Annotated in this window: 30 protein-coding genes and 1 riboswitch; of the genes, 23 read left to right on the top strand and 7 right to left on the bottom strand. The window is 66.8% G+C overall.

The features are described from left to right. The 8 genes from AX672_RS18840 to AX672_RS05585 all read left to right on the top strand — a co-directional run. Positions 1–348: energy transducer TonB (locus tag AX672_RS18840; protein ID WP_202189247.1), on the top strand; the 348-nt coding region annotated here is incomplete at its 5' end. Between the two features lie 62 nt (positions 349–410). Then, entirely contained in the window at positions 411–2681 is a 2271-nt protein-coding gene (gene ptsP, locus AX672_RS05615) for a phosphoenolpyruvate--protein phosphotransferase (protein ID WP_066649539.1), read from the top strand. A gap of 82 nt (positions 2682–2763) precedes the next feature. Next, the gene (locus tag AX672_RS05610; RefSeq protein WP_066649537.1) at positions 2764–3759 is read left to right on the top strand and encodes a helix-turn-helix domain-containing protein; all 996 of its coding nucleotides are present in this window, start codon (positions 2764–2766) and stop codon (positions 3757–3759) included. Between the two features lie 61 nt (positions 3760–3820). After that, the gene (locus AX672_RS05605; protein ID WP_066649567.1) at positions 3821–4750 is read left to right on the top strand and encodes a hypothetical protein; all 930 of its coding nucleotides are present in this window, start codon (positions 3821–3823) and stop codon (positions 4748–4750) included. A 1-nt stretch (position 4751) separates the two neighbouring features. Next, positions 4752–5804 carry a tRNA lysidine(34) synthetase TilS gene (gene tilS, locus AX672_RS05600; protein WP_066649535.1) on the top strand — a complete coding sequence of 351 codons (1053 nt, stop codon included), beginning with the start codon at positions 4752–4754 and terminating at the stop codon, positions 5802–5804. 78 nt (positions 5805–5882) lie between these two features. Then, positions 5883–7823, top strand: coding sequence for an ATP-dependent zinc metalloprotease FtsH (gene ftsH, locus AX672_RS05595; protein ID WP_066649529.1), 1941 nt, complete (start codon positions 5883–5885; stop codon positions 7821–7823). A gap of 53 nt (positions 7824–7876) precedes the next feature. Next, positions 7877–8257: a hypothetical protein gene (locus tag AX672_RS05590; protein WP_066649525.1), complete on the top strand. Its 381-nt coding sequence runs from the start codon at positions 7877–7879 to the stop codon at positions 8255–8257. A gap of 36 nt (positions 8258–8293) precedes the next feature. Next, positions 8294–8668 carry a hypothetical protein gene (locus tag AX672_RS05585; RefSeq protein ID WP_066649522.1) on the top strand — a complete coding sequence of 125 codons (375 nt, stop codon included), beginning with the start codon at positions 8294–8296 and terminating at the stop codon, positions 8666–8668. A gap of 9 nt (positions 8669–8677) precedes the next feature. Here AX672_RS05585 and AX672_RS05580 read toward each other — a convergent pair whose 3' ends face one another. Then, the gene (locus AX672_RS05580; RefSeq protein WP_066649565.1) at positions 8678–9811 is read right to left on the bottom strand and encodes a DUF3667 domain-containing protein; all 1134 of its coding nucleotides are present in this window, start codon (positions 9809–9811) and stop codon (positions 8678–8680) included. A gap of 91 nt (positions 9812–9902) precedes the next feature. Here AX672_RS05580 and AX672_RS05575 point away from each other — a divergent pair, with 91 nt between their 5' ends. The 14 genes from AX672_RS05575 (at position 9903) to AX672_RS05510 (ending at position 20058) form a co-directional block, all read left to right on the top strand. After that, complete coding sequence (locus AX672_RS05575) at positions 9903–11165, top strand: glutamate-5-semialdehyde dehydrogenase (RefSeq protein WP_066649519.1); 1263 nt, start codon at positions 9903–9905, stop codon at positions 11163–11165. 30 nt (positions 11166–11195) lie between these two features. After that, a complete protein-coding gene (locus tag AX672_RS05570; protein WP_066649515.1) occupies positions 11196–11459 on the top strand; it encodes a CopG family ribbon-helix-helix protein in 264 nt (87 codons plus the stop codon). Next, positions 11447–11743 (top strand): type II toxin-antitoxin system RelE/ParE family toxin, encoded by a 297-nt coding sequence (locus AX672_RS05565; RefSeq protein ID WP_066649512.1) that lies wholly within the window; start codon positions 11447–11449, stop codon positions 11741–11743. Before AX672_RS05570 ends, AX672_RS05565 begins: the two co-directional genes overlap by 13 nt. Next, positions 11740–12372, top strand: a complete 633-nt coding sequence (locus AX672_RS05560; protein ID WP_066649509.1) for a nicotinate-nucleotide adenylyltransferase — start codon at positions 11740–11742, stop codon at positions 12370–12372. Before AX672_RS05565 ends, AX672_RS05560 begins: the two co-directional genes overlap by 4 nt. Before the next feature lie 8 nt (positions 12373–12380). After that, complete coding sequence (gene rsfS, locus AX672_RS05555; protein ID WP_066649506.1) at positions 12381–12779, top strand: ribosome silencing factor; 399 nt, start codon at positions 12381–12383, stop codon at positions 12777–12779. A gap of 3 nt (positions 12780–12782) precedes the next feature. Next, positions 12783–13205 carry a 23S rRNA (pseudouridine(1915)-N(3))-methyltransferase RlmH gene (locus AX672_RS05550; RefSeq protein WP_066649503.1) on the top strand — a complete coding sequence of 141 codons (423 nt, stop codon included), beginning with the start codon at positions 12783–12785 and terminating at the stop codon, positions 13203–13205. A 4-nt stretch (positions 13206–13209) separates the two neighbouring features. Continuing rightward, complete coding sequence (locus tag AX672_RS05545; protein WP_066649500.1) at positions 13210–14391, top strand: murein hydrolase activator EnvC family protein; 1182 nt, start codon at positions 13210–13212, stop codon at positions 14389–14391. An 82-nt stretch (positions 14392–14473) separates the two neighbouring features. Beyond that, positions 14474–15853: a S41 family peptidase gene (locus tag AX672_RS05540; protein WP_066649551.1), complete on the top strand. Its 1380-nt coding sequence runs from the start codon at positions 14474–14476 to the stop codon at positions 15851–15853. 2 nt (positions 15854–15855) lie between these two features. After that, positions 15856–16347 carry a disulfide bond formation protein B gene (locus AX672_RS05535; protein ID WP_269454029.1) on the top strand — a complete coding sequence of 164 codons (492 nt, stop codon included), beginning with the start codon at positions 15856–15858 and terminating at the stop codon, positions 16345–16347. Beyond that, the gene (locus tag AX672_RS05530; RefSeq protein ID WP_066649497.1) at positions 16344–16880 is read left to right on the top strand and encodes a demethoxyubiquinone hydroxylase family protein; all 537 of its coding nucleotides are present in this window, start codon (positions 16344–16346) and stop codon (positions 16878–16880) included. Before AX672_RS05535 ends, AX672_RS05530 begins: the two co-directional genes overlap by 4 nt. Before the next feature lie 34 nt (positions 16881–16914). After that, on the top strand, positions 16915–17421 hold the full coding sequence (locus tag AX672_RS05525; protein ID WP_066649494.1) for a hypothetical protein: 507 nt from the start codon (positions 16915–16917) through the stop codon (positions 17419–17421). A 10-nt stretch (positions 17422–17431) separates the two neighbouring features. Beyond that, positions 17432–17956, top strand: a complete 525-nt coding sequence (locus tag AX672_RS05520; RefSeq protein ID WP_066649547.1) for a DUF2306 domain-containing protein — start codon at positions 17432–17434, stop codon at positions 17954–17956. A 3-nt stretch (positions 17957–17959) separates the two neighbouring features. Beyond that, complete coding sequence (locus tag AX672_RS05515) at positions 17960–19378, top strand: hypothetical protein (protein ID WP_066649491.1); 1419 nt, start codon at positions 17960–17962, stop codon at positions 19376–19378. Between the two features lie 50 nt (positions 19379–19428). Continuing rightward, positions 19429–20058, top strand: coding sequence for a DedA family protein (locus tag AX672_RS05510; protein ID WP_066649488.1), 630 nt, complete (start codon positions 19429–19431; stop codon positions 20056–20058). Positions 20059–20184: 126 nt separating this feature from the next. Here AX672_RS05510 and AX672_RS05505 read toward each other — a convergent pair whose 3' ends face one another. From AX672_RS05505 to AX672_RS05495, 3 genes are all read right to left on the bottom strand, one after another. Continuing rightward, a complete protein-coding gene (locus tag AX672_RS05505; protein ID WP_066649482.1) occupies positions 20185–20883 on the bottom strand; it encodes a DJ-1/PfpI family protein in 699 nt (232 codons plus the stop codon). A 19-nt stretch (positions 20884–20902) separates the two neighbouring features. After that, a riboswitch (ZMP/ZTP riboswitch) is annotated at positions 20903–20984 on the bottom strand. Between the two features lie 163 nt (positions 20985–21147). Next, entirely contained in the window at positions 21148–21642 is a 495-nt protein-coding gene (locus AX672_RS05500) for a DUF427 domain-containing protein (protein ID WP_066649479.1), read from the bottom strand. Further along, entirely contained in the window at positions 21639–21992 is a 354-nt protein-coding gene (locus tag AX672_RS05495) for a thiol-disulfide oxidoreductase DCC family protein (protein WP_066649475.1), read from the bottom strand. Before AX672_RS05495 ends, AX672_RS05500 begins: the two co-directional genes overlap by 4 nt. A 113-nt stretch (positions 21993–22105) precedes the next feature. Between AX672_RS05495 and AX672_RS05490 the strand changes: the two genes are divergently transcribed. Beyond that, on the top strand, positions 22106–23485 hold the full coding sequence (locus tag AX672_RS05490; protein WP_066649545.1) for an ABC1 kinase family protein: 1380 nt from the start codon (positions 22106–22108) through the stop codon (positions 23483–23485). Here the strand turns inward: AX672_RS05490 and leuD are convergent. Genes leuD through leuB form a run of 3 tightly spaced genes read right to left on the bottom strand, consistent with a single transcriptional unit; the run spans position 23428 to position 26523 of the window. Continuing rightward, a complete protein-coding gene (leuD, locus tag AX672_RS05485; RefSeq protein ID WP_066649473.1) occupies positions 23428–24018 on the bottom strand; it encodes a 3-isopropylmalate dehydratase small subunit in 591 nt (196 codons plus the stop codon). The two genes, AX672_RS05490 and leuD, sit on opposite strands and share 58 nt — an antisense overlap. A gap of 4 nt (positions 24019–24022) precedes the next feature. Continuing rightward, positions 24023–25429, bottom strand: a complete 1407-nt coding sequence (leuC, locus tag AX672_RS05480; protein ID WP_168727350.1) for a 3-isopropylmalate dehydratase large subunit — start codon at positions 25427–25429, stop codon at positions 24023–24025. Positions 25430–25431: 2 nt separating this feature from the next. Continuing rightward, complete coding sequence (gene leuB, locus AX672_RS05475) at positions 25432–26523, bottom strand: 3-isopropylmalate dehydrogenase (RefSeq protein WP_066649471.1); 1092 nt, start codon at positions 26521–26523, stop codon at positions 25432–25434. Positions 26524–26585: the final 62 nt, after the last annotated feature.

The following is a 26585-nucleotide window of genomic DNA, read 5'->3' as shown; positions in this document are numbered from 1 at the left end:
GTCTATGACCTCGATTCGGGCGGGGGCGGTTCGCCCGGCACTGTGCCGCCGCGCTGGCTGCACAAGGTCACCGACGACGAATTCTTCCCGCTCGTCGATCCCGAACTCATGCAGGGATCGCTCGAAGTCGATTACCGGATGCAATGCGCGATTGCGCTCAGCACGCGGGTGACGTGCCGGGTGCTCAAGGAAACGCCGTTTTATCCCGGGCTCCGGCGTGCGGTGCTGGCTGCCGTCCCGCTGCTGCGGATGGCGCCGGGCAAGCGCGACGGGCGGCCGATCGATGGCCAGCGCGTCGAATTCCGCTGGCGGATCACGGTGACCCACGGCGACGTGATCCTGCGCTGATGCAGCGCCACCCCGGGTCGGGGCTGCTGTTAACGCCGCCGCCTTTCTGATAGTCCGGGTTTATGCCCCTGTCCGCCGCCGCCTCTGCCCGCGAAATTCTGGTCCGCCTGCACGACGTGATGGCCGCGCGGACGACGGCGCAGGCGAAGCTGAATCAGGTCGTCCAGATCATCGGCGATGCAACCGCCAGCGAGGTCTGCTCAATCTATCTGCTGCGCGAAGGCGTGCTCGAACTGTTCGCGACGCAAGGGCTCGATCAGGCCGCCGTCCATGTCACAAAGCTGGCGCTCGGCGAGGGCCTCGTCGGCACGATCGCCGAGGAGAACGAACCGCTCAATCTCGACGAAGCAGCAAGCCATCCCGATTTCGCCTATCGTCCCGAAACCGGTGAGGAGAAGTTCCACAGCTTTGCCGGCGTGCCGATCATCCGACGCGAGCGCGCGGTCGGCGTGCTTTGCGTTCAGCATGCCGACCCGCACCGCTATGCCGATGTCGAGATCGAGGCGCTGCAGACCGTGGCGATGGTGCTCGCCGAGCTGATCGCCAATGCCGACCTGATCGACGACACCGCCGTCGCCGCGCGCCCGGCGCCGCAGAATGCGACGCGGATCGCGGGGCTGAAGCTGGTCGACGGCATGGCGCGGGGCGTGGCAGTCTTTCACCAGCCGCGCATCACCATCGACCATACCGTTGCCGAGGATACCGAGGCCGAGCGCCACCGCGTCTATGCCGCGTTCGACCGGATGCGCGAGCAGATCGAACGGATGGCGGCGCAGGCCGAATTCGGCGTCGGCGGCGAGCATGAGGCCGTGCTCGAAACCTACAAGATGTTCGCCTATGACGAAGGCTGGAGCCGCCGGATCAACGAGGCGATCGACAGCGGCCTGACGGCCGAAGCGGCGATCGAGCGCGTGCAGCAGCGCACGCGGATGCGGATGCGCCAGATCGACGACCCGCTGCTCGCCGAGCGGATGCACGACCTTGAGGATCTGGCGAACCGGTTGCTGCGGATCGTGTCGGGCCAGATGGGGACGGCAGCACAGATGGGGCTGCGGCAGGATTCGATCCTGATCGCGCGCAATCTCGGGCCGGCGGAACTGCTCGAATATGACCGGCGGCGGCTGAAGGGCGTGATCCTCGAAGAAGGGTCGCTGACCGCCCACGTCACCATCGTCGCGCGGGCGATGGGGGTGCCGGTGCTCGGCCGCGTGCGCGATGTGCGGCGGCTGGTGAGCGAAGGCGATCTGCTGCTGCTCGACGTGACGGCAGGCACCGTGTTCGCGCGGCCGACGCCGGCGATCGAAGAGAGTTTCGAGGGCAAGCTGCTGCTGAGCCAGAAGCGGCGCGCGTCCTTCGCGGCGCTGCGCGAGCTGCCGCCCACCACGATGGACGGCAAGCGCATCACGCTGATGGTCAACGCCGGCTTACGTGACGATGTCGCGGCACTCGATCTGACCGGCGCCGACGGGATCGGGCTGTTCCGCACCGAATTCCAGTTCCTCGTGTCGGCCACGCTGCCGCAGCGCGAGCGCCAGCAGCGATTGTATCGCGATGTCCTCGACGCGGCGGGGCAGCGCCCGGTGATTTTCCGCACCGTCGACATCGGCGGCGACAAGGTGCTGCCCTATCTGCGCGATGACAGCGGCGCGGAGGAAAATCCGGCGATGGGCTGGCGCGCGCTGCGGCTGGCGCTGGAGCGCGGCGGGCTGATGAAGGTGCAGGCGCGCGCGCTGATCGAAGCCGCGGCGGGACGTACGCTCAACGTGATGTTCCCGATGGTGTCCGAGCCGTGGGAGTTCGAAGAGGCCCGCGCGCTATTCGAGGCCCAGCGGGCGTGGCTTGCCGACCGCGGGCGCAAGCTGCCCGCTGAAATCCGCTACGGCGCAATGCTTGAAGTGCCGGCGCTTGCCGAAATGCTCGACGTGCTGCTGCCACAGCTCAATTTCCTGTCGGTCGGCACGAACGATTTGACGCAGTTCCTGTTCGCGGCCGATCGCGCCAATCCGAAGCTCGCCGAGCGCTATGACTGGCTGAGCCCGTCGATCCTGCGGTTCCTGTCGCGCATTGTCGGGCCGGCGCGTGCGCACGGCGTCGATCTGGCGGTGTGCGGCGAAATGGGCGGGCGCGCGCTGGAGGCGATGGCGCTGATCGGGATCGGCATCGAGCGGCTGTCGATCACGCCCGCCGCAGTCGGCCCGATCAAGGCGATGATCCGCTCGCTCGATCATGCCACGCTAACGCGCGACATCCCGGCGGTGCTGGCCGCAGCCCCCCGCGATCTGCGCGGGACGCTGAGCGACTGGGCCGCCGAGCACAAGGTCGAGCTGAGTTGAGCGGTCGGCAAATCCGCTCGGGCTGCGTTGACAGCGCCGATTGCCTCTGTGACAAGCCGCGCGGCGGCACGGGGAGCAGGACATGACCGACAGCAATGCGGCCGGCGGCGAGCCAGCCGAAGAGGCAACGCTTTTTCCGAAGACGGCCGGAGAACGGCTGCGCGACGCCCGCGAGGCGCAGGGCATGTCGCTTGCCGAAATCGCCGAGCGGACCCGTGTGCCGATGCGCCATTTGGAGGGCATCGAGAATTCCGATTTCTCGGCGCTGCCGTCGCCGACCTATGCCGTTGGTTTTGCCAAGGCCTATGCGCGGGTCGTCGGGCTCGACGAAGTGGCGATCGGTCGCGAAGTCCGCGGCCAGCGCGGTTCGCCCGTCCCGACGACGCAGTATCAGCCTTATGAAACGCCCGATCCCAAGCGCCTGCCGCCGCGCGGGCTGGCGGTCGGCGGTGCGATTGCGGCGCTGCTGGTGGTTGCGGCGCTCGGCCTGTTCTATGGCACCAATTTGTTCCAGGGCGGCGATACGACATCGGCCCCGGCGGTGACCGATAGCGCCCCGGCGGCACCCGAGCCGTCGCCCGTCGCCGCGATGCCGCCCGCGCCGACTGGCGGGCAGGTCGTGCTGACTGCCAATGACGTCGTATGGCTGCGCATCTACACCGCCGACCAGACGCTGTACGAAGCCGAGATGAAGCCCGGCGAGCGCTATGAAATTCCCACTGATGCCGTGAAGCCGATGATCAATGTCGGCCGCCCCGACAAGTTGACCGTGACGGTCAATGGCTCGGCAGTGGCGCCGCTTGGCACCGGCGAGCGCGCGATCAAAGATGTCGAGGTCAGTGCGGCCGCGCTGCTCGCGCGCGGTACTGCGCCAGCGCCTGATGCTGCTGTCGCGCCGGCAGGAACGTCGACGCAGGCCGTGCCCGAACGGTCGCGCGAGCGCCCGCGCGCGTCCGAACGTCGTGCCACGGCCCGGCGACCGGCACCCGCTGCGGTCAGCGGGGCGGAGGAGACGCGCCGCGCGAATGCGGCGGCGGCAGCGTCGCTGCCCGGTGCGACGCCGACGCCGACGCCATAGGGCTGGCAAGGCGGCAACCGCGTCCGCTATAGTCGAGCGCGGCGAGCCGATGGGGAAGATGATGCGTAACCTATTTCTGACAGTAATCCTGATGGTTGCGGCCATCGTCGCAGGCGACGCCGCGCGAGCGCAAAGCACGATCGAGGGGCGGGTCGACCGGCTCGAGCGCGAGATGCGCGCGGTCCAGCGCAAGGTCTTTCCCGGCGGAAATGCGCAATATTTCGCGCCCGACATCACCCCTGCCGACCAGCCGGTGCAGTCGCCCGGCGTGCCGGCGACCAGCGCCGTCAGCGATCTCGCCGCCCGCGTCAGCGCGCTTGAAGCCCAGCTGACGTCGCTGACCAGCCAGACCGAGCAGAACCAGTACAAGCTGCAAGTGCTCGAAGAAGCGTTCAATGCGTACAAGCGGACCACCGATGCGCGGCTGAAAGCGCTGGAAGACGGCGCGTCGTCGACAGCAACGGCCACGACTGGCCCAGCGGTGCCGCCCACTGTCCCCGCCACCAAGCCCGCAACGACGACGGCAAAGCCGGCCACGCCTGCACTCGATCCCGCGCGCGCTTCGCGCGTCGCCGCAATCGAAAAGCCCGCGACCGGCGATGCTGCCGATGACCTCTATGTCTATGGCTATCGGCTGTGGCAGGCCAAGCTCTACCCCGAGGCCGAAGTGCCGCTGAAGCAGGTCGTCGCCAAATATCCGACGCACCGGCGCGCAAGCTGGGCGCAGAATCTGCTGGGGCGGACCTATCTCGATCAGGGCAAGCCGAGCCTCGCGAGCCACGCCTTCTACGACAATTACAAGAATTTCCACGACGGCGAACGCGCGCCCGACAGCCTGTTCTACCTCGCCGCCGCGCTGAAGCAGCTCGGCAAGCCGTCGGCGGACATTTGCAAAGTCTATGACGAACTGCTCGACGTTTATGGCGCGAAGATCACCGCGACGATGAAGGCCGACGTCGCGCGCAACCGCACCGCCGAAAAGTGCAAGTGACATGACCCTGCCGACGGGGGCGCCGGTTGCGCGCTTCCGGCGGGATGTGGAAGCACTGGCCGGGCCGATCGGTGACCGGCGGCTGGCACTCGCGGTCTCGGGCGGGCCTGACAGCATGGCGATGCTCGCGCTGGCGGCGGCCGCGTTTCCGGGGCAGGTGGCGGCAGCGACGGTGGATCACCGTTTGCGGGCGGCAAGCGCCGACGAGGCAGCGATGGTCGCGACGTGGTGCGCCCAATTGGGGGTGCCGCATGCGACGCTGGCAATCCATGAACACCGCGACCCGCGCGACAATCTGCACGACTGGGCGCGGCGCCAGCGATACCGGCTGCTCGAGCACTGGGCGATCGATGTCGGCGCGCATCTGCTGGCGACCGCGCATCATGCCGATGACCAGGCCGAGACCTTTCTGATGCGCGCGGCGCGCGGCTCGGGCGTGGCGGGGCTGGCGGGCATTCGCGCACGCCAGACGGTCGACGTATCGAAGGTCGTCCGCCGTCAATATCCCGCGATCTCCGACGTCTGGTCGCTCGACCTCATTCGTCCGCTGCTAGGCTGGCGGCGACACGAGTTGGCGTCGGTCGTGGTCGAAAGCGCGATTCCGTTCATCAATGACCCCAGCAACGCCGATGGCCGGTTCGACCGCACGCAGTTTCGCGGGCTGCTGGCGAATACCCCGCTGCTCGATCCCGCGCAGCTCGCGCATTCGGCCGAGCACGTCGCCGAAGCCGAGGCAGCGCTGCGCGCGATGGAGCGCTGGCTTTGGTTGACGCGCAAGGTCACGCCGGCAGCAGTCGATGATCCTGACGTGCAAATCTGGCTCGACCTTGCCGACCTCCCGCGCGAGCTGAAACGAAGGCTGGCGCGCGCCGCCATCCACGACGTGCGGCTGGTGAGCGGCATCACGCGCCCCGACTTTACCGATGCGACCAACATCGAACCGCTGCTCGACGCGCTCGAGGGCGGCAAATCGGCCACGCAGGCCGGGATTTTCGTCACTCCCAAAGGCACCGTCTGGCGCTTCAGCGAAGCCCCGCCGCGTCGATCGCACTGATAGTCTTAATCCCGTAACTTGTTCCATTGCCATTAACCGGCGCGTGCTTATCTTGGCACTTGTGAAAGGTGCCCCTGAATGAACGACAACGACAAGCAGCCCGACAACGGCAATCCCTGGATGAAGAGCATCATGGTGTGGCTCGCGATCCTCGTCGCGATCGCACTGTTCGTCGTGCTGATCGGGGACGGCCAGCAGTCTGCGCCGCAAAATGGCTCGCTGCCCTATTCGACTTTCCTGCAGAAAGTGCAGGAAGGCTCGGTGCGCGAGGTCAATATTGCGGGCAATGTCGTTACCGGCAGGCTGACCAGCGGCGACAAGTTCCGCACTTATACGCCGGCTGACCCGCAGCTGACCGACCGCCTGCTGAGCAAGGGCGTCGCGATCAATGCGCGGCCTGAGGATGGCCCGAACATCTGGCAGGTGCTGCTCGTCCAGTCGCTGCCGTTCCTGCTGTTCCTCGGCATCGCCTTTTTCGTGCTGCGCCAGATGCAGAAGAATTCGGGATCGGGCGCGATGGGCTTCGGCAAGTCGCGTGCACGGCTGCTGACGCAGAAGGAAGGCAAGGTCACCTTCGACGACGTCGCCGGCATCGACGAAGCGCGCGAGGAATTGCAGGAAATCGTCGAGTTCCTGAAGGACCCGACGAAGTTCGCGCGCCTTGGCGGCAAAATCCCCAAGGGCGCGCTGCTGATCGGCTCGCCCGGCACCGGCAAGACGCTGCTTGCGCGCGCGATTGCGGGCGAGGCGGGCGTGCCCTTCTTCACCATTTCGGGGTCGGACTTCGTCGAAATGTTCGTCGGCGTCGGCGCGAGCCGCGTGCGCGACATGTTCGAACAGGCCAAGAAGTCGGCGCCGTGCATCGTCTTCATCGACGAAATTGACGCGGTCGGCCGCCATCGCGGCGGTGGCTTGGGCAATTCGAATGACGAACGCGAGCAGACGCTCAACCAGCTGCTCGTCGAAATGGACGGGTTCGAGGCGAATGAAGGCATCATCATCATCGCCGCGACCAACCGCCCCGACGTGCTCGATCCCGCGCTGCTGCGCCCCGGCCGTTTCGACCGCCAGGTCGTGGTGCCGCACCCCGATATCGAGGGGCGGATCAAGATCCTGCAGGTCCATATGAAGAAGGTGCCGCTGGCGCCCGACGTCGATGCCCGCGTCATCGCGCGCGGCACGCCGGGCTTCTCGGGCGCCGATCTCGCCAACCTCGTCAACGAAGCCGCGCTGCTCGCGGCCCGGCGCGGCAAGCGGCTGGTCGCGATGGCTGAGTTCGAGGAAGCCAAGGACAAAGTCATGATGGGCGCCGAGCGCCGGTCGATGGTGATGACCGAGGAAGAAAAGAAGGCGACTGCCTATCACGAAGCCGGTCACGCGATCGTCGCGCTGCAGGTCGATGGCAACAACCCGCTGCACAAGGTGACGATCATCCCGCGCGGGCGCGCGCTGGGCGTCACCTGGACGCTGCCCGAGCGCGATACGCTCAGCCGCAACCAGAAGCAGATGAAGGCGTCGCTCGCGATGGCGTTCGGCGGCCGTATCGCCGAGCAGCTGATCTATGGCGAGGAGGAGCTCAACACCGGCGCGTCGAGCGACCTGCAACAAGCCACCCGCATCGCTCGCGCGATGGTCATGGAATATGGCATGTCGAAGACGCTCGGCTGGCTGCATTACCGCGAGGATGAGCCGAGCTACATGGGCAGCCGCGCCCATATCTCCGAGGAAACCTCGCGCCAGATTGACGCCGAAGTGCGCAAGCTGGTCGAAGAGGCCGAGGCCGTCGCGCGCAAGGTGCTGACCGACAATCTCGAGCAGCTCCACCGGCTGACCAATGCGCTGCTGACCTATGAGACGCTGAGCGGCGAAGAGGCCAAGCGGATCATCGCGGGCGAGGACATCGACCGGCCTGATCCGGGTTCGGGCCTGACGGCTTCACTGCCGACCGCAGGCAGCTCGGTGCCGAAGACGCGCCGACCGGGCAATCCGTTCGGCAATCCGAGCCCCGCGGGTGCCTGACTCTGCTTCGCCGGTTCATTGCGAATTCACAATGAAACGGCTAGGGCGCGCGCATGAAATTGATTGCTCTAGCGCTGTTGTTGGCGCCTGTCCTTGCTGCGGCGGCTGCGCCCGAAATTTCATCTGATGAGCTCCTCGTTGAGGCGCGGGCGCTGGTTGCGCGCGGCGGCGAGGAAGCGGTTTCGTCGCCTGAGGCTGCGGCGATCCGGTTGCGACTGGTTGAGGCAGGCCGCTTGGCGCGTGCCCAGATCGATGCCGGGCTGGCAAGCGGCAAGCTGAGCAACGTGTGTCTGCCGGCACCCGGTACCACACAGATGTCGCTTGGTGATGTGATGGCGGGTTTGAGCGCGCTGACCACCGAGCAGCGGGCGCAGCCGCTGAGCCAAGGCATGGCACTTTATCTGGCAAAACGATTCGCTTGTGCCGCACACTGAGTTCTTGTGATCACCGACAGGCTTTGGGGGAAAGACATGCGCAGATTATCGATTTTCGCCGCAGCGGCCGTGCTGACCGTGCCCACAATCGCGTCGGCAATGACCGTCAGCGAATTCCTCGCCAAGGCCGATGCGCTGAAGGCGCAGGGCGTGCTCGCGCTGGCATCGCCCGACGTTGGGCTCCTGCGGCAGGAAATCATGAAGGCCTCCGACGCTTATCGTGCCGGGCTGGCTGCTCAGGTTGCGGCGGGCAAGAAGCCATCGAGCTGCCCGCCGCCCAAGGGCACGGCGAAGGTGACCAGCGACGACATCATCAAGGAATTCAAGTCGCTGCCGCCTGCCCGGCAAAAGGCGAACGTCAAGGACGCGTTCGCCGCGTTCATGACCAAGCGCTATCCCTGCAAGGCCTGATCGCGCCGGTCAGGATGCCAGGCTGAGCACGACGACAAAGAACAGCGTCCCGGCAATCATCGCCGACAATAGCAGCACAAAGGTTCGCCAGGCGGCGCCGAAGCGGCCGATGCCGTAGGCGCCGCGCAATTGCTTGTACATGTGGAGCGGCGGGCCAAAGACGAAGATCGTGCCGATCACCCCGGCAGGTACGCCGATGACGCGCAGCACGCTCAGCGCGACCGCGCCGAGTGTCATCGCCGAGAGCGAGTAAATGGCGAAAATGGCGTGATCGTAAGGCCCCACGCTGCGATGCCAGAAGAACAGCAGCCAGATGAAGGGCAGCGAGATCGGCACCAGCGCCCAGCTGAATTTATACGCGCTCGATTGCATTTTGTAGAAGAACAGTTCGGGGGATTTGGCGGCCTTCTTGATGCGCTCGTCGAGCGTGGCCGAACCGGTGTGGACGTCGAAGTTCGGCTTGCCGAATTCGTCGGTGTAGCCCGACTTGCCGTCCATAAGGCTCTTGGCGGTGCGCGCGCCCTTCAGATCCTCGCGCACTGATTCGAGTTCGTCGCGCAGTTTATCGACGCGGTCCTCGATGGCTTCGGTGTCGCCGCCCTTGGCCTTGATCGCGGCCTGCTCCTTTTCCAACGCAGCTAGTTGCGGCGAAAGCTTGGCGTCGAGTGCTTGATTCTTGTCGATCTGCGCCTGAATTTCGGGGGCGCTGAGTTTGGTGAAGCTGTCGTCCTTGCCGGGCGTGCCGAAGGGCGCGCCGATCGTCTCAAAGGTCGCCACCATCAGGAACACCGAGAACAGGAACAGCGCGAGCGGTGATACGAAGCGCACGCGTTCGCCGGCGATATAGCGACGCGTCAGCGATCCCGGCTTGTAGAACAGCATCGGAATCGTGCGGTAGATTTTGCCCTCAAAGTGGAACACGCCGTGCAGCACGTCGTGGACAATCGACCATAAAGTCTTGTGGACATGCGCGGCCTGGCCGCATTCGTGACAATAGTCGCCGACCAGTGCCGTCTGGCAGTTCAGGCAGCGGCCGTGCGCGTGCGGGCCGTGCGCGACGGCTTCCCCGGCCTCTGGTTCGAGCGCGCGCCCGATCAGACCGCCGGTGGCGAGATCGCCTGCTGCTTCGAATCCCCCTTGCATCGCCATAGCGTAACAACACGCTGCCGACGACGCGACTGCTTATTGTGCAGTCGCGTTGGCGATGCGTGCGCGCCGTGATAGCCTTTGCGCCATGACCGAGACGATGTCGCCCGAAGCCCAAATTGCCACGATGGCGGCTGCCGCGCGCGCCGCCAGCCAGACGCTGGCGCGTATGCCGAGCGCGACCAAGGCAGCGGGGTTGCGGGCGGCCGCGGCCGCGATCCGCGCCGCCGAAGGGGAGATTCTCGCTGCAAATGCGCAGGACATGGCCGGCGGCGCAGCACGCGGGCTGTCGGACGCGATGCTCGACCGGCTGAAGCTCGATCCGGCGCGTGTTGCGGGCATCGCGGCGGGCGTCGAAGCCGTTGCCGGGCTCGACGACCCGGTCGGGGCGGTGATCGACAATCGCACGGCGCCTAGCGGGATTGCGCTTGCCCGCGTGCGGGTGCCGATCGGCGTGATCGGCATCATCTACGAAAGCCGGCCCAATGTGACCGCCGACGCGGCGGCACTGTGCGTGATGTCGGGCAATGCCGCAATCCTGCGCGGCGGCTCCGAAGCGGCGGCGAGTAGCGCGGCCATCCATGCGGCGTTCGTGGCGGGGCTGGGCGAGGCGGGCTTGCCGACCGAAGCCGTGCAGCGCGTCACGTCGACCGACCGGGCGCTGGTGGGGGCAATGCTGACCGCGGCAGGAGCGATCGACATGATTGTCCCGCGCGGTGGCAAGAGCCTTGTCGCGCGCGTTCAGGCCGATGCGCGCGTGCCGGTGCTCGCGCATCTCGACGGGATCAACCACGTCTATGTCGATGGCTCGGCCGATCCGGTTATGGCGCAGGCAATCACCGTCAATGCCAAGATGCGGCGCACAGGCATTTGCGGGTCAATGGAAACGCTATTGATCGACCGCGCCTGGCCGCACGCCGCGCCACTGATCGAAGCGCTGGCGTCAACGGGGTGTGAAGTGCGTGGAGACATCGGCGCGCGCGCGCTTGTCCCCGCGATCGGGGCGGCGGCACCGGAGGACTGGGATACGGAATATCTGGACGCGGTCGCATCGGTCGCGCTTGTCGACGGGATCGACGGCGCGCTTGCGCATATCGCGCGGCACGGCTCGCACCACACCGATGCAATCGTCGCCGATGACGCAGCGGTTGCCGAACGCTTCCTGGCCGAAGTTGATAGCGCGATCGTGCTGTGGAACGCCTCGACCCAATATGCGGACGGGGGCGAATTCGGGCTGGGCGCGGAAATCGGCATCGCGACAGGGCGCCTCCACGCCCGCGGCCCGGTCGCGCTCGAAGGCCTGACGACGTACAAATGGGTCGGGCGCGGCACGGGGCAGGTGCGGGGTTGACGGTCTGAATCGATTGTATACATTTGATGCATGAGCAATTCGATTGTCGTCACGACGCGGCTGGACAGTGAAACGATCGACCTTGTCGATCGTGTGGCATCCGCCGGCGGACATAGCCGATCAAAGTTCGTCGCAAGGGCGGTTGCCGAAGCCGTGAGGCGCGAGGCCGCCTTTCTAGATTTTGTGCAGGAGGGTCTCGACGATCTCGATGCAGGCCGGACCGTATCGCATGAAGTCGTCATGGCCGAACTTGACGCGATGATCGCCAAGCATGAGGCCCGATGCCGCGACTGATCTGGTCGGAAGCATCGCTGCGCGATATTCAAGATATCGATGAATTTCTGATGGCGGACAATTCCATGGCCGCCGCGCGGATTGCCAAAGCCATCAGAGCAACGGTGCTGAGACTTGTCAATTATCCACGCATCGGCCGGGCACTCAATCAGAAATTTCGCGTCTTGGGAGTACGGACCACGCCCTATCTGATCATCTACCGCCTGCGCGATGACGCATTGGAAATTGCGCGCGTGCGGCATGCAAGCGAGAATTGGGTCGCAGAGGTCGAAGGTCCATTGTGACTCGCATTGGCATTCTCGGCGGGTCGTTCAACCCGGCGCACAAGGGGCACCGCGCGATCAGCATGGCGGCGTTCGTCGCGCTCGATCTCGATGAAGTGTGGTGGCTGGTCTCGCCCGGCAATCCGCTGAAGGAAGGGGTGCCCGATATGGCGCCGCTCAAAGTCCGGATGGCGTCGGCGCGGCGGATGGCACGGCATGCACCCATTCGCGTCACCGACATCGAATGCCGGCTCGGCACGCGATACACGGTCGACACGATCGACAAGCTGACGCAGCTTTACACGCGCAAGCAGTTTATCTGGCTGATGGGCGCCGATAATCTCGTCCAGTTCCACCATTGGCGCGGCTGGCGGAGGATTGCGCAGAAGGTTCCGATTGCGGTGATCGCCCGTCCGGGTTATGATGCTGCTGCCCGCGCGGCCCCCGCGATGGGTTGGTTGCGGCGGTTCGTCCACCCCGCATATCAGGCACAAGACTGGACGAGGTGGAGTTTGCCGGCCCTCGTGCTGTTGCGCTTTCGCCCCGACGAGACTTCGGCGACACGGCTGAGAAAAGCCGATCCCGCCTGGCAGACCCGTTTTCTGACCCCCGACGACACCAGCGGGCATCGCGGCCCGCCTTCACCCTAGGAGTTCCCTTGGCATCATCCCCGCAAGCTTATCGTTCGCCCGACGCCGACAGCGTCGAGGCGCTGCACCAGCTCGTCTTGTCATCGCTCGACGATGATCAGGCGGTCGACGCGGTCTCGATCCCGCTCGCCGGCAAGTCGAGCATCGCCGATCACATGGTGATCGCCAGCGGCCGCTCGACGCGGCAGGTGGCGTCGATGGCGTCGAAGCTGACCGAGAAGATCAAGAGCGATCTCGGCCGGTCGTGCCGTGTTGAAGGCCTGCCGACCGCAGACTGGGTGTTGATCGATGCTGGCGACGTGATCGTGCATCTGTTCCGCCCCGAAGTTCGCAGCTTCTACAATCTGGAGCGGATGTGGGCATTCGGCGACGCGCCGGTTGCAGTGCCCGACCCAAGCCAGCACTGATCCTTGCTGCTCCACATTGTCGCGCGGGGCAGGATCGGGCGCTCGCCCGAGGCCGAGCTCGTCGATCGCTATGTCAAGCGGCTGAGCTGGCCGGTCCGGCTGACCGAGCTGCCCGATAGCGGCGGCAAACTGCCCGCGATCGAGGGCCAGACACGGCTGGTCCTGCTCGACGAGACTGGCGAGGTGCTCTCGTCCAGGGCCTTTGCGGACCGGCTTGGGCGCTGGCGCGATGATGGCGTGCGCGAGGCGCGGTTCATGATCGGCGCTGCCGATGGCTTCGACGATGCGGCGCGGCGTGAGGCTGACATGCTGCTGTCGTTCGGGCGCGCGACCTGGCCGCATCTGCTCGCGCGCGCGATGCTCGCCGAACAGCTTTATCGTGCGACGAGCATCCTTGCCAATCATCCCTATCACCGCGAAGGATAGCGCCATGCGGCGCGGGTTGATGTTGTCGGGATTGGCCATTGGCGCGGCGGTCGCCGCGTCGCAGCCGATTGCAGCCGCCGGGGAGCAGGATCGACTCGCCGCCGCAAAGGCGCAGGCGGCGGCAGCACAAGCGCGCGCCGACAGGCTGGAGGCGGCCGCGGCGGCCGAGCGCAATGAAGTGCGCCGGGCGCAGGCGCAGGAAGCCGCCGTTGCTGCGCGGATCCAGCGCGCCGAAGCCGATATCGCGGCGGCGCAGGCCCGCATTGCGCTCATCCGCTCGCAGCTCGACCGGCAGCACAAGGGCCTCGCCGCGCAGCAGGAACCGATCGCGCGCCTGCTCGCCGCGCTTCAATCGCTGGCGCGGCGGCCTGTGGTGATCAGCCTCGCCCAGCCGGGGTCGGTCAGCGATCTGGTCCATGTCCGCGCGGTGCTGGCCACGGTCAGCCCGGTGGTGCGGGCGCGTACCGCGGCGCTGCGCGGGCAGCTCGAACGCACGCGGCGGCTGGAGGAGGGCCAGCGGCTCGCCGTCAAGAGCCTTGCTGACGGGCGCGCCGCGCTCGAGGCGCAACGGCTCGCGCTCGCGCGGCTCGAAGCCGAACATCGGCTGAAGTCGCGCGCACTGGGGCGCGACGCGCTGTTCGAATCGGATCGCGCGATTGCGCTGGGCGAACGCGCGCGCGACCTCGTCGACCTGATGGCGCGCGCGAGCGACGGCGCCAGTCTGCGCGCTGAACTCGAAAGCCTGCCCGCACCGCTGCCGCGCCCGCTCCGGCCCGGCGAAGCGGCACCCCCGGCCGACGCCGCGGCTGGGCCGGCGCCAGTCCCTGCCTATCGCTTGCCAGTCACCGGCAAGCTGCTGACCGGTCTTGGCGAATTGTCCGATTCCGGCGTACGCTCGCGCGGGCTGACGATCGCTGCGGCGGGAGGCGCGCAGGTGATTGCCCCGGCGGCCGGGCGGGTGGTCTATGCGCGCCGGTTCCGCGGCTATGGCGTGGTCGTCATTCTCGATCATGGCGGCGGCTGGACCTCGCTGGTCGCCGAGCTTGCCGACACCAGCGTCCGCGCAGGCGACACGGTCGTGCAGGGCGCGCCGATCGGCCACGCCGTCGCTGGCGATGCCGCGCGCGTCACCGTCGAGCTGCGCCGCCGCGACCGCGCGATCGACATTGCGCGGCTGCTTGGCTGAAGGATCGTTGAAAGCGCGCGAATAGCCGCTAGACTAGCGGCGTTCGATCTCAAGAAAGTGCTGCGTTCCCATGATCCGTTCGATGCCCCGCCAGCTGCTTCACGCCACGGCCATCGTCTCCGCCCTTGCGCTCGTGCCGGTCACGACCTCGGCGATGGCCCAGGCCGATAGCGATGCCTATCGCGAGCTCGACCAGCTCATGGACGTGTATAATCTGGTCAAGGCGAACTATGTCGACAAGGTCGACAACAAGGTGCTGATCAAGGGCGCGATCCAGGGCATGCTGTCGGCGCTCGATCCGCACAGCTCCTATGAGGACGGCGCCGATTACGAAAATCTGCGCATCCAGACCGAGGGCAACTATGGCGGCCTCGGCTTGTCGGTGACGTCCGAGGACGGTGCGGTCAAGGTCATCACCCCGCAGGAAGACACGCCCGCATGGCGCGCAGGGATCAAGTCGGGCGACTATATCACGCACATCAACGGCAAGCTGCTCTATGGCCTGACGCTGGATGAAGCGATCAGCCAGATGCGCGGCAAGCCTGGCACCAAGATCAGCCTGCGGCTGGTGCGCCGCGGGGCGGAGAAGCCCATTGAGGTGTCGCTGACCCGCGAACTGATCATCCAGAAGCCCGTCAAATGGGACGTCAAGGGCGACATCGGCATCATCAACATCAATACATTTTCGGAACACACCGGCGATTACACGCGCGACGCGATTGCCCAGATCCGCAAGAAGCTGGGGCATGATCCGATCGGCTATGTCGTCGATCTGCGCGATAATGGCGGCGGGCTGCTGAACGAAGCGGTGGCGGTGTCCGATGCATTTCTGGATCACGGCGAGATTGTGTCGCAGCGCGGCCGCGAGAAGACCGACATCCAGCGTTACTATGCCCGCGCGGGCGACGACACCAAGGGGCTGCCGATCGTCGTACTCGTCAACGCCGGCACTGCGTCGGCGTCCGAAATCGTCGCAGGCGCGTTGCAGGACCAGCATCGCGGCCTGATCATCGGCGAGCGCAGCTTCGGCAAGGGATCGGTACAGTCGCTGCTCAAGCTTGGCCCGACCAGCGAGGTCCGGCTGACCACGGCGCGTTATTTCACGCCCTCGGGTCGGTCGGTGCAGGAAGGCGGGATCGACCCCGATGTCGTGGTGCCCAACCTCAGCGATCCCGATTACAAGACTCGGCCCGTGTTCCGTGAAGACGATCTCCGCCGCCACCTGATCAACGAGGCGAAGGTCGACAACAAGGTGCTGGAGGAAGACACCAAGCCCGATTCACGGCTGGCGGCGACGCCCGAGGCGCTGAAGGCGAAGAACATCGACGATTACCAGCTCTATTACGCGCTGCAGACGATCGCGCGGCTCGGCGGGCCGACGCAGGTCGCGACGATCGCGCGGCTCGGCACCCCGTTGCCCAAGCTCGAAGAGCCGACCCCGGCGCCCGCGCCGAAGAAGTAACGGTGGCCGCCCGCAATTTCACCGCCGCGCGCGCGCTGGCCTTGGTCGTGCCCGGCGCGTTGATGGCAGGCGCGCTCGGTTCGCAATATCTCGGCGGGCTCTTCCCGTGCGAGATGTGTCACTGGCAGCGCTGGCCGCATTACACCGCCATCTTTATCGCGCTGGTGGCGTTCATGGTGCCGAACCAGGGGACCGCGCGCGTGCTGGTCGCGCTCGCCGCGCTCGCCATATTGACGAGCGGTGCAATCGGCGTGTTTCATGCCGGGGTCGAATATCACTGGTGGCAGGGCATCACGCCGTGCAGCTCGACCATGCGTGGCGCCGGGGGCACGCCCGATGAAATTCTCGCGCGGATCATGAATGCGCCGATCGTGCGCTGCGACGCGCCGCAATGGACCTTGTTCGGTATTTCGCTCGCCGGCTTTAACGCGCTCTTCTCGCTGGCAGGCGGCGCCACCATCTTGGCGCTGCTGACACGAGGGAGCAAGGCATGAGCAGGTGGAAGCCCGGCGACGCGCGGCGGCGGACCGACGCGATGATCCGCGTCGATCAGGCGGGCGAATATGGCGCGACGCGCATCTACGCTGGCCAGCTCGCGGTGCTCGGCGATCGTGGTGAGACGGCGCGTGCGGTTGCCGGCATGGCCAATCAGGAAGAGCGCCACCGCGCTTTCTTCGACGCGATGATGGCGCAGCGCGGCGTGCGGCCGACATTGCTGCAGCCGGTCTGGAACGTCGCAGGCTTTGCACTCGGCGCGGTCACGGCAGCACTCGGCCCCGAAGCGGCGATGGCGTGCACGGCGGCGGTCGAAACCGAAATCGACCGCCATTACAGCGAGCAGCTCGAAGCGCTGGGCGACAGCGATCCCGAGCTGGCGCACGCGATTGCCGATTTTCAGGCCGACGAAGTCGAGCACCGCGATGCGGCCTTTGCCGCCGGTGCCGAAAATGCGCCCGCCTACCCGTTATTGAGTGCGGCGATTCGCCTTGGCTGCCGCGTGGCAATTGCAACTGCCAAACGAGTGTAGCATTGATGCCCCAACGGGGCGCAGGAGACATGCGATGCTGAAGCCGATGACATCATTCGCAATCGCTGTGGCGATCGCGCTCCCCGGCGCCGCTGCCGCGCAGACGCAGAGCGGACCGTCGACGCTGCCGCCGCCGACGATTTATACGCCCAAGACCCCGGCGCCTTCCCAGCCCACCCAGACCGCGACCACCGCGACATCAGGTACGCGCGAGGCGCCGGTAAACGGCGTCCTGTTCCTTTATGGCGAGCGCGCCAAGTGCCCGACCGATGCGAACGGCAATGAAATCGTCGTGTGCGTGCGCCGCCCGGCCGGCGAACAATTCCGCATTCCCAAGGAAATCCGGCCCGAATCGATCAAGCCCGAATATCAGAGCTGGGCCAACCGATCTCAGGACATCCTGGAAACGGGGGCGACTGGCATCGGTAGTTGTGCGCCGGTCGGCGCCAACAATAGCGGCTGCATCGTCCAGCAATTCCGGCGCGCGCGCGGTGACAACAAGGCGCGCAAGGAAGCCGAAGCCGCCAACACGCCGCAATAGGCAGGTGGCGTTGGGGAGCACGACGGCATCGGCGCGAGCGACCCGGCCAGCGCCGCCTCCGTCGCTTGCTGCCGACTTGTTCGAACGGCTGCTGGCGCTTGGCGCCGTCATGCTGCTCGGCTTCGTGCTGGCCGCGATCCTGCGCGGCTATCCGTCGTGGCCGCGCGTGCCGATCGTACTTTGGGTCCATCTTGCGACAATGACGCTGGCGCTTGCGCTGACGCCGGTGATGCTGCTGCGTCGCCGGGGCGACAGGCCGCACCGACTGCTCGGCACCCTCTGGGTCGCGGCGATGATCGCGACTGCGCTCGACAGCCTGTTGATCCGCAACGCCAATCACGGCGGCTTCAGCATCATTCATATCCTGTCGGCATGGGTGCTGATTCAGGCGCCGTTGATCTGGTGGTCGGCGCGCACGCACAAGATCAAGCAGCATCGCCGGTCGGTGCGGGCGATGGTGTTCGGTGCGCTGCTGATCGCCGGTTTCTTCACCTTCCCGTTCAACCGCCTGCTCGGCCAGTGGCTGTTCGGCTGAGGCATGGGCTGGCTTGCCGACCGCCGGGCCGTTCCCGCGCTGCTGTTCGCGCTGGTCTGGCTGTCGTGCGGCTGGTTCGGATCGTGGGAGTTCAATCCCAATAACTCGACCCGGCTGTTCGCGGCGATTTCGCTTGCCGAACAGGGCGATGCGACGATCGACGAGTTCGCAGCGCTCACGATCGACAAGGCACAGTTCGGCCCGCATACCTATCTCGACAAAGCGCCGGGGATGACCTTGCTCGCGACGCCGGTGGTGGCGGGCGCGTTCGTTGCGACCGGCGAAGGCGCGCGCTTGCTCGAAAAGCGGATCGAGGCGCCCGATCTGTCGCGCTATTTGCGGCTGAGACTGCGGCTGGCGACGATTTTCGTGACCGCGCTGTTGACGGCACTGGCAGCAGTCGCACTCTGGTCGCTCGCGCGCGACCTGACCGGCAGCGACGATGCCGCGCTGTTCGCCGCTCTTGCCTATGCGCTCGGCACGCCGGTGTGGGGCTGGTCGACCACCTTGTTCGGCCATGCGCCCGTCGCCGCGCTGTGGACGATCGCGATTTGGTCCGGGTGGCGCGCGACTGCCGCCGCGCCATCGGCCCGCCACGCGTTGATCGCTGGCGCGGCACTCGGCTGGGCCGTCGTGATCGAATATCAGGCGGTGCTGGGCGGCAGTGTCATCGGCCTGTGGGCGCTGTGGCGGTTGCGCGGGCAGCCACAGCCAATGCGGCTGGCGATCTGGGCAGTCGCAGGCGGGCTGACGGCGGCCGCGGCGCTGATCGGGTATAATCTGCTCGCGTTCGGCACGCTGTTCCGGCTCGGTTATCAGGGCGTGGTCGGCTTCGAAGGGATGCAGCAGGGGCTGTTCGGTCTGACCACGCCAAAGTCGGCAGTGCTTTATGAAATTGTCTTCGGTTTGCGGCGTGGGCTGATCTGGGTCGCGCCGGTATTGGCGCTGGCGCCAATTGGTCTGCTGCGGCTGGCGCGGATCGACCGGGCGTTTGCGCTGATGCTGACGGCGGTGATCGCGGTCGTGCTGCTCGTGAATGCCGCCTATGTCTATTGGGACGGGGGTTTTTCGACCGGGCCGCGCCATTCGGTGCCGGCGATTCCGATGCTCGCGCTCGCGCTTGCGCCGCTATGGGCGACACTCGAGCGCGCGCGGGCGCGGATCGCAGCAGCCGCGCTGCTCGGCGTGTCGATCGCGATCAACCTGGCGATTGCCGCGACCGAGATCGTCGCGCCCGATACGTATCGCTTCCCGCTGTGGCGCCCGATCCTCGCCGAGGATTGGCCCGCAGGTCGCTTCCGCGACTTGCCGAGCGAATTCTGGGGGTGGACGCCCTGGGCGGGGCTGACCGTCTATCTTATGCTGGCACTGGCGCTCGCTGGGGCGCTGACAGCGGCGCGGCGGTCCCGCGCCAGCGCCTGAGGCGCGTTTCCTCTTTCCAAGCGCGTCGCAATCGCGCATGCGCCGCGGCCATGGTTGAGAAAATTCTGGCGGTATTGGCGGGCTTCACCATCTGGGTGATCAGCTCGGGGGGCTATGTCGGCATTGCCGTGCTGATGGCGATCGAAAGTGCGTGCATCCCGCTGCCGTCCGAGATCATCATGCCGTTTGCGGGGTATCTGGTCTACAAGGGCCAGATGAACCTCTATCTGGCGGCGACCGCAGGCGCGATCGGCTGCAATCTGGGGTCGATCGTCGCTTATGAAGTCGGCAAGCGCGGCGGGCGGCCACTGCTGCTGCGCTATGGCAAATGGCTGCTGATCGGCGAGGGCGAGATCGAGGCGGCCGACCGCTTCTTTGCACGCTTCGGCAACATGGCGGTGCTGATCGGGCGGCTGCTGCCGGCGATCCGATCGTTCATCGCCTTTCCGGCGGGCGTCGCGCGGATGCCGCTGGTGCCGTTCCACATTTACACTTTCGTGGGCTCATGGCCGTGGTGCTTTGGCCTCGCATGGCTCGGCATGGTGCTGGGCGAGAAATGGGACAACGATCCGCGCGTGAAAGCCGCGTTCCATTCGGCGGACGCGCTGATCGGCGTGCTGCTGGTGGCAGCGGTGGTGTGGTTCGTCTGGCACCGGCTGCGCGGGGCGAAGCGGGCCTGACCAATCCGCTTGTCTCCCGACCCGTTCGTTTCGAGCGAAGTCGAGAAACAGGCCACAAGCGACGCGCCTGGTGCTGCTCGCTCCGCTCTCCTCGACCGCGCTCGACACGAACGGGGGGGGGGGAGTTTACCCGTCAGCCAGTCGCGCCGCTGCCGCTTGCGTGCGCGCATCCCGCCCCGGCGCACCCTTGGCTGCCAGCGCCTGATAGCGCGTGAGCGTCTCGGCATCCGCGCGTTCGGGCGAGCCGCTGTCGAACGGCGGGGCGGGATCATATTCAAGGCTCAATTGCACCAGCCGCGCATGCGCCTCGCCGCGAATTGCTGCGGTGAGCGCCAGCGCGAAATCGATCCCTGCCGTCACGCCGCCGCCTGTCACGCGGTTGCGGTCGAACACCACCCGCTCGTGGACCGGAATCGCGCCGAAGCTTGCGAGATGGTGGTGCTGCGCCCAGTGCGTCGTCGCGCGATACCCCCGGAGCAGCCCCGCTGCGCCGAGGATCAGCGATCCGGTGCACACGCTCGTCACCCACTGCGCGCCAGCGGCGGCGTCGCGCACCCAGCCGAGCGTCGCGGCATCGTCGATCGCGTCGTTGACGCCGAAGCCGCCGGGGACGCACAAGATGTCGGGCATCGCGGCATCGGCAAAGGTCGCGGTCGGCAGCAGCGCGAAACCGGCGTCGGTCGGCACCGGCTCGCGCGTCTTCGCGACGAGATCGACCGACACATTGCCGAGTCGCGACAGCACTTGCGCCGGGCCGGTGAGGTCGAGCTGGGTGACGTTCGGAAACAGCAGGAAGGCAACGCGGATCGGGCTGAAATCGGTCATGGCGGGGCTCCATCGGTCGGTAGGATGCCCAGGCGAGGCGGCGGGACGTCGGCCGCGTTTCCCGGTGGTGCTCCACCCGATCGCCAGTCGCGCGGCGGGGTGAGCGGTACTGCAATTCTGATCCTGAAGGAAGTCCACTCAACCCGTTCGTGCTGAGCTTGTCGAAGCACTGTCCTTCTTTCTTGCGAGCCAGTGGAGAAAGAAGAACGGCCCTTCGACAAGCTCAGGGCGAACGGTGAGAGGTTGGGAACCGACGCGCGCTGCCTACCAGAAACGGCTGCCGGGGACGCCCTTGAACGGCCCCGCGAGGTCGGGCGTGATCCAGCCGCCGTAAAATCCGCCCGGCTGCGGCTTCACTTGGACATCATCGACCAGCACTTCGTCGAAGGGTGCCGCATAAAAGGCGACGTGGTTCGCGAGCAGCGCGAAGCCCGGCGTCGGCTTCGGGTAGAACCAGCCGACACCCGGCAGCACGTCGTCGCCGATCATCACATCGACATAGCGGGCATGGCCCTTCCATTCGCAAAAGCTCGTGCCGGTGGCAGCGCGCAGCAGCGACTGGTCGACATCCTCGGGCGGAAAATAATAGGTCGGCGGATGGCTGGTCTCGAGCGTACGGATCGCGCGGCGCGTCTCGGCGACGGTCGCGCCGCCGTGGCGGATCAGCAAGTGGCGATCGGTGCGCTCGGCGCGTGGCGGGCGCGGATAGTCCCACACGCTTTCCTGCCCCGGGCCGACGGGATCGCGCCGCACGCTCATCGCGCCAGCCTTTGCAGGGAAGGGCGGACGGTGAGAAACCGCAGGTAGAGCCATTCGAGCGCCGCCAACATCCACCGGTTGCGCGCCGCGAGCCCGAGCGGGCGCAGCAGCGGGATCGCTCGCCACATCGCGGCAAAGGCCGCCGCGCCCGATAGCAGCACGCCATCCTCGCGCGCATGGAATCGCGCGAGCAGCGTCGCCCGGTCGATCGGGCAGGCGCCCCCATCCCCGACGGCGCCGGCGACATCGACGAAATCGATCCTCCCGCGCCGGTCGAGCCGCCGCATCAGCGCAATCTCGCGCGTGCACAGCGGGCAGGCGCCATCGTACCAGACCGTCAGACTGCTCATGCCCAAGCTATGGCGCCAACGCCGGTGCTTGTCAGGGGGTTGGTTCCCAAGGGCGGTATTGTCGGGCGCGCAAACGCTCCCACATGCGATATGCTCACAACACAGGAACGCCGATGACCGCCGACCGACCGCAATCCAAGGGCGTGCGCGTGCCGAGCGGGCGGCTGTCGCGCCTCGCGCGGTTCGGCGGGCTGGCGACCAACATCGCTGGTGGCATGGCGATAGACGGCGCGCGCCAGCTCGCAGCCGGCAAGCGCCCGTCGATGAGTGACCTGCTGCTGACACCCGCCAATGCTGCCAAAGTCACCGACCAGCTCGCCCAGTTGCGCGGCGCGGCAATGAAGCTCGGCCAGCTCGTGTCGATGGACGCGGGCGAAATGCTGCCGCCGGAGCTTGCCGAAATCCTCGCGCGGCTGCGATCGGACGCACAGCACATGCCCGAGCGCCAGTTGCAGACGGTGTTGACGCAGCGCTGGGGCCGCGATTGGCAGGCGAAGTTCCAGTCGTTCACGCCGCGCCCGTTCGCCGCCGCGTCGATCGGCCAGGTTCACCGCGCACGCACGCGCGACGGGCGCGATCTGGCGGTGAAGATCCAATATCCCGGCGTCGCACGCAGCATCGACAGCGATGTCGACAATGTCGCGACCTTGCTGCGGCTGTCGAACCTCTTGCCCAAGTCGCTCGACATCGCGCCGCTGCTGGTCGAAGCGAAGCGCCAGTTGCACGAGGAAGCCGATTATGCGCGCGAGGGCGCTTGCCTTAGCACTTTCGCCCGGCTGCTCGCCGATGCGCCCGACTATCGCGTGCCGGGCTTCCATGCCGACCTGAGCGGTCCCGAGATTCTGGCGATGGACTATATCCATGGCATGCCGGTCGAGGCGCTTGCCCGCGCCGGGCAGGACGAGCGCGACCGGGTGATGCTGCTGCTCAGCACGCTCACCTTGCGCGAATTGTTCGAATTCCGGCTGATGCAGACCGATCCCAATTTTGCGAACTATCGCTATGACCGCGCGAGCGGGCGGCTGATCCTGCTCGATTTCGGCGCGACCCGGGCATTCCCGCAAACAGTCGTCGATGGCTATCGGCGGCTGTTCGAAGCCGCCCTTGCCGACGACGCCGATGCCGCGCGCGACGCGATGATCGCGCTCGGGCTGTTTTCCGAGCGCGCGGTCGAGCGGCACCGCAAGTCGATCGACGCCATTATCGGTCACGCCCTCGACCTGTTTCGCCGCGAAGGCGTGTTCGATTTCGGTCAGGTCGAGGCAGCCAATGCCATGCGCGCCGAGGGGCTGGAGATCGCCGCCGACCGCGCCAACTGGCACATCCCGCCAGTCGATGCGCTGTTCCTCCAGCGCAAGATCGCCGGCGTCTATCTGCTCGCAAACCGGCTCAAGGCGCGCGTCGATGTCCGTGCCTTGATCCAGGCGCAGCTGGCTCAGCCAGTGAAGGCGGACCCCATCGACCAGCCGAGCGCGGGCGCCCTGGCTTCATAGGCAGCGATCGCGGGGTCGTCGCGCAAGGTGATCGCGATTTCGTCGAGCCCTTCCATCAGGCATTGCCGCCGGAACGGATCAAGGCTGAAGTCGAACGCGAGATTGCCGCGCGTCACCGTCATCGATTCGAGATCGATCGTGATTTCGGAATCGGCCGCACCGACCATCAGCTGGTCGATCGCGGCCTGCGGCAATTCGACGGCGACCAGCCCGTTCTTGAAGGCATTGCCGCCGAAAATGTCCGAATAGCTCGGCGCGATCACCGCGCGGATGCCGCGATCCATCATCGCCCAGACGGCATGCTCGCGGCTCGACCCGCAGCCGAAGTTGGCGCCCGCGATCAGGATCGGCGCACCGGCATAAGCGGGGTCGCCGATCACCGATCCCTGCGCGCGCAGGGCCGCGAAGGCGTGCTCGCCAAGCCCGCTGCGCACTGTGGTCTTCAAATGATCGGCGGCAATGATCATGTCGGTGTCGACATTGGCGAGGCCGAGCGGGCAGGCGCGGCCCGTGATCCTGGTGACGCCGCTCATGCCATCAACTCGCGCACATCGGCCAGCCGGGTTGTTCGATGTGCCTGTCGATGAACCCCGACCGCGTGCCGCCCGGCCCCTGGCGGCCCTGAAAATTGCGGTTCGAGGTCGAGGCGCAGCGCTCGCCGGGCGGCACGCGGTCGGGGTTCATCGACAGGCACATCGAACAACCCGGCTCGCGCCATTCGAAGCCCGCTTCGGTAAAGATGCGGTCGAGCCCTTCGGCCTCGGCCTGATGCTTGACGAGGCGCGAGCCGGGGACGACCAGCGCCTGCTTGATGCGCGAATGCACCCGCCGACTGCCCACCACGGCGGCGGCGGCGCGCAGATCCTCGATCCGGCTGTTGGTGCAGCTACCGATGAAGACATGCTCGATCGCGACGTCGCGCAAGCGCGTGCCCGCGCTGAGGCCCATATAGGCCAGCGAGCGCGTGGCCGCGTCGCGCTTGGCGGGATCGGCGAAGCTGGCGGGATCGGGAATGACGCCGTCGATCGGGGCGGTATCCTCCGGGCTCGTCCCCCAGGTGACGGTGGGGGCGATCGTGGCGGCGTCGATCGCCACGCTCTTGTCGAAGCGCGCGCCCTCGTCGGTCGCGAGCGTCTCCCACCACGCGACCGCGCGGTCCCAGTCGTCGCCGACGGGGGCCATCGGGCGACCCTTCAGATAGGCGAAGGTGGTTTCGTCAGGCGCGATCAGCCCTGATCGCGCGCCCGCCTCGATCGACATGTTGGCGACCGTCAGCCGCCCTTCCATGCTGAGCGCGCGGATCGCCTGCCCGCGATATTCGATGACATGGCCGTTGCCGCCCGCCGCCCCGATGCGGCCGATGATCGCAAGGATCAGGTCCTTCGCCGACACGCCGAAGCCAAGCGCGCCGTCGACGCGGACTTCCATCGTCTTGGCGGGCGTCAGCCGTAGCGTCTGCGTCGCCAGCACATGCTCGACTTCGCTGGTGCCGATCCCGAAAGCAAGCGCGCCCAAGGCACCATGCGCCGCCGTATGGCTGTCGCCGCAGACGACGGTGGTGCCGGGCAGCGTGAAGCCCTGTTCAGGGCCGACGACATGAACGATGCCTTGCGCTGCCGCGCCATCGGGGATGTAGCGCACCCCGAAATCGCGGGCATTGGCGTCGAGCGCGGCGAGCTGCGCCGCGCTCTGCGGATCGCTGACGGGCAGGCGATTGCCGTCGGTATCGGTGCGCCGCGTTGTCGGCACATTATGATCGGGCACCGCGAGCGTCAGGTCGGGCCGCCGCACACGGCGCCCGGCCGCGCGCAACCCCTCGAAAGCCTGGGGCGACGTGACTTCGTGAACCAGATGCCGGTCGATATAGATCAGGCAAGTGCCATCGGCCTGGCGCGCGACGACATGCGCATCCCAGATTTTCTCATAGAGGGTACGCGGCACCATTTTCAAAAACCTCGATTGCTCGACATCAGGTCGACATGCGCGTCGCGCGCGCCGAGCCGCGCGTCAAGCAGGCGCCGGATTTCGGCGCCCATCGCCGAGCAGCTCGCATCGCCGCCAAGGTCCCGGGTCAGCACCGAGCCGTGCAGCGCATCGTCAAGGGCCGCGCGCAGCATCGCCGCTTCGGCGGCAAGGCCAAGGCCGTCCTCGAGCAGCATCGCCGCGCTCGCAATCGCGCCGCAGGGGTTGGCGCGGTCCTTGCCAGCGATGTCGGGTGCGGAGCCATGGATCGGCTCGAACAGGCCCGGCCCGCCGTCGCCCACGCTGGCCGACGCCAGCAGCCCGATCGACCCGGCGATCACCGACATTTCGTCGGACAAGATGTCGCCGAACATGTTTTCGGTCAGCAGCACGTCGAAGCGGCGGGGGTTCATCACCAGCGCCATTGCCGCCGAATCGACGTACATGTGATCGAGCGCAACATCGGGGTAATCGCGGGCGACATCTTCGACAGTGCGGCGCCAGAGTTTCGACGTCGCCAGCACATTGGCCTTGTCGACCGAGGTCACACGCTTTTGCCGCCCGCGCGCGGCCTTGAACGCGACATGCGCGATCCGCTCGACTTCGACCCGGCTATAGCTGCACAGGTCGCTCGCCTCGCTGTCGTTCAATTTCTTTTCGCCGAAATAGCTGCCGCCGGTCAGTTCGCGCACGACCAGCACATCGGCACCGGCGGCGATCTCGGGGCGCAGCGGCGAGAGATGCTCGAGGCCCGGAATCACGCGCGCCGGGCGCAGATTGGCATAGAGATCGAGCACCGCACGCAGTTCGAGCAACCCCATTTCGGGGCGCTGCTTGGCGCTGTCCCACGCCGGACCGCCGACCGCCCCGAGCAGGATGGCGTCGGCCTCGACACAGGCGCCGATCGTCGCGGCGGGCAGCGGCTTGCCGTGGCGATCGATGGCGAGGCCGCCGATCGAGCGTTCCTCGAACACGAAATCATGGCCGCACGCATTGCCGATCATCTCAAGGCACAACCGCGCCTCGCGCGTCACTTCGGGGCCGATGCCATCGCCGGGGAGCAGAACGATCTTCATGCGTCTTCCTTCAATCGCAGCAAAAACCCCCGGTCCCGGCGGGGACGCGGGGGGTGTTGCGC

The organism is Sphingomonas sp. CCH10-B3 (assembly GCF_001556185.1).
Taxonomy (GTDB): Bacteria; Pseudomonadota; Alphaproteobacteria; order Sphingomonadales; family Sphingomonadaceae; genus Sphingomonas; species Sphingomonas aquatica.
Note: the sequence above shows the minus strand (reverse complement) of the source record. Positions and strands in the feature narration are given on the sequence as shown.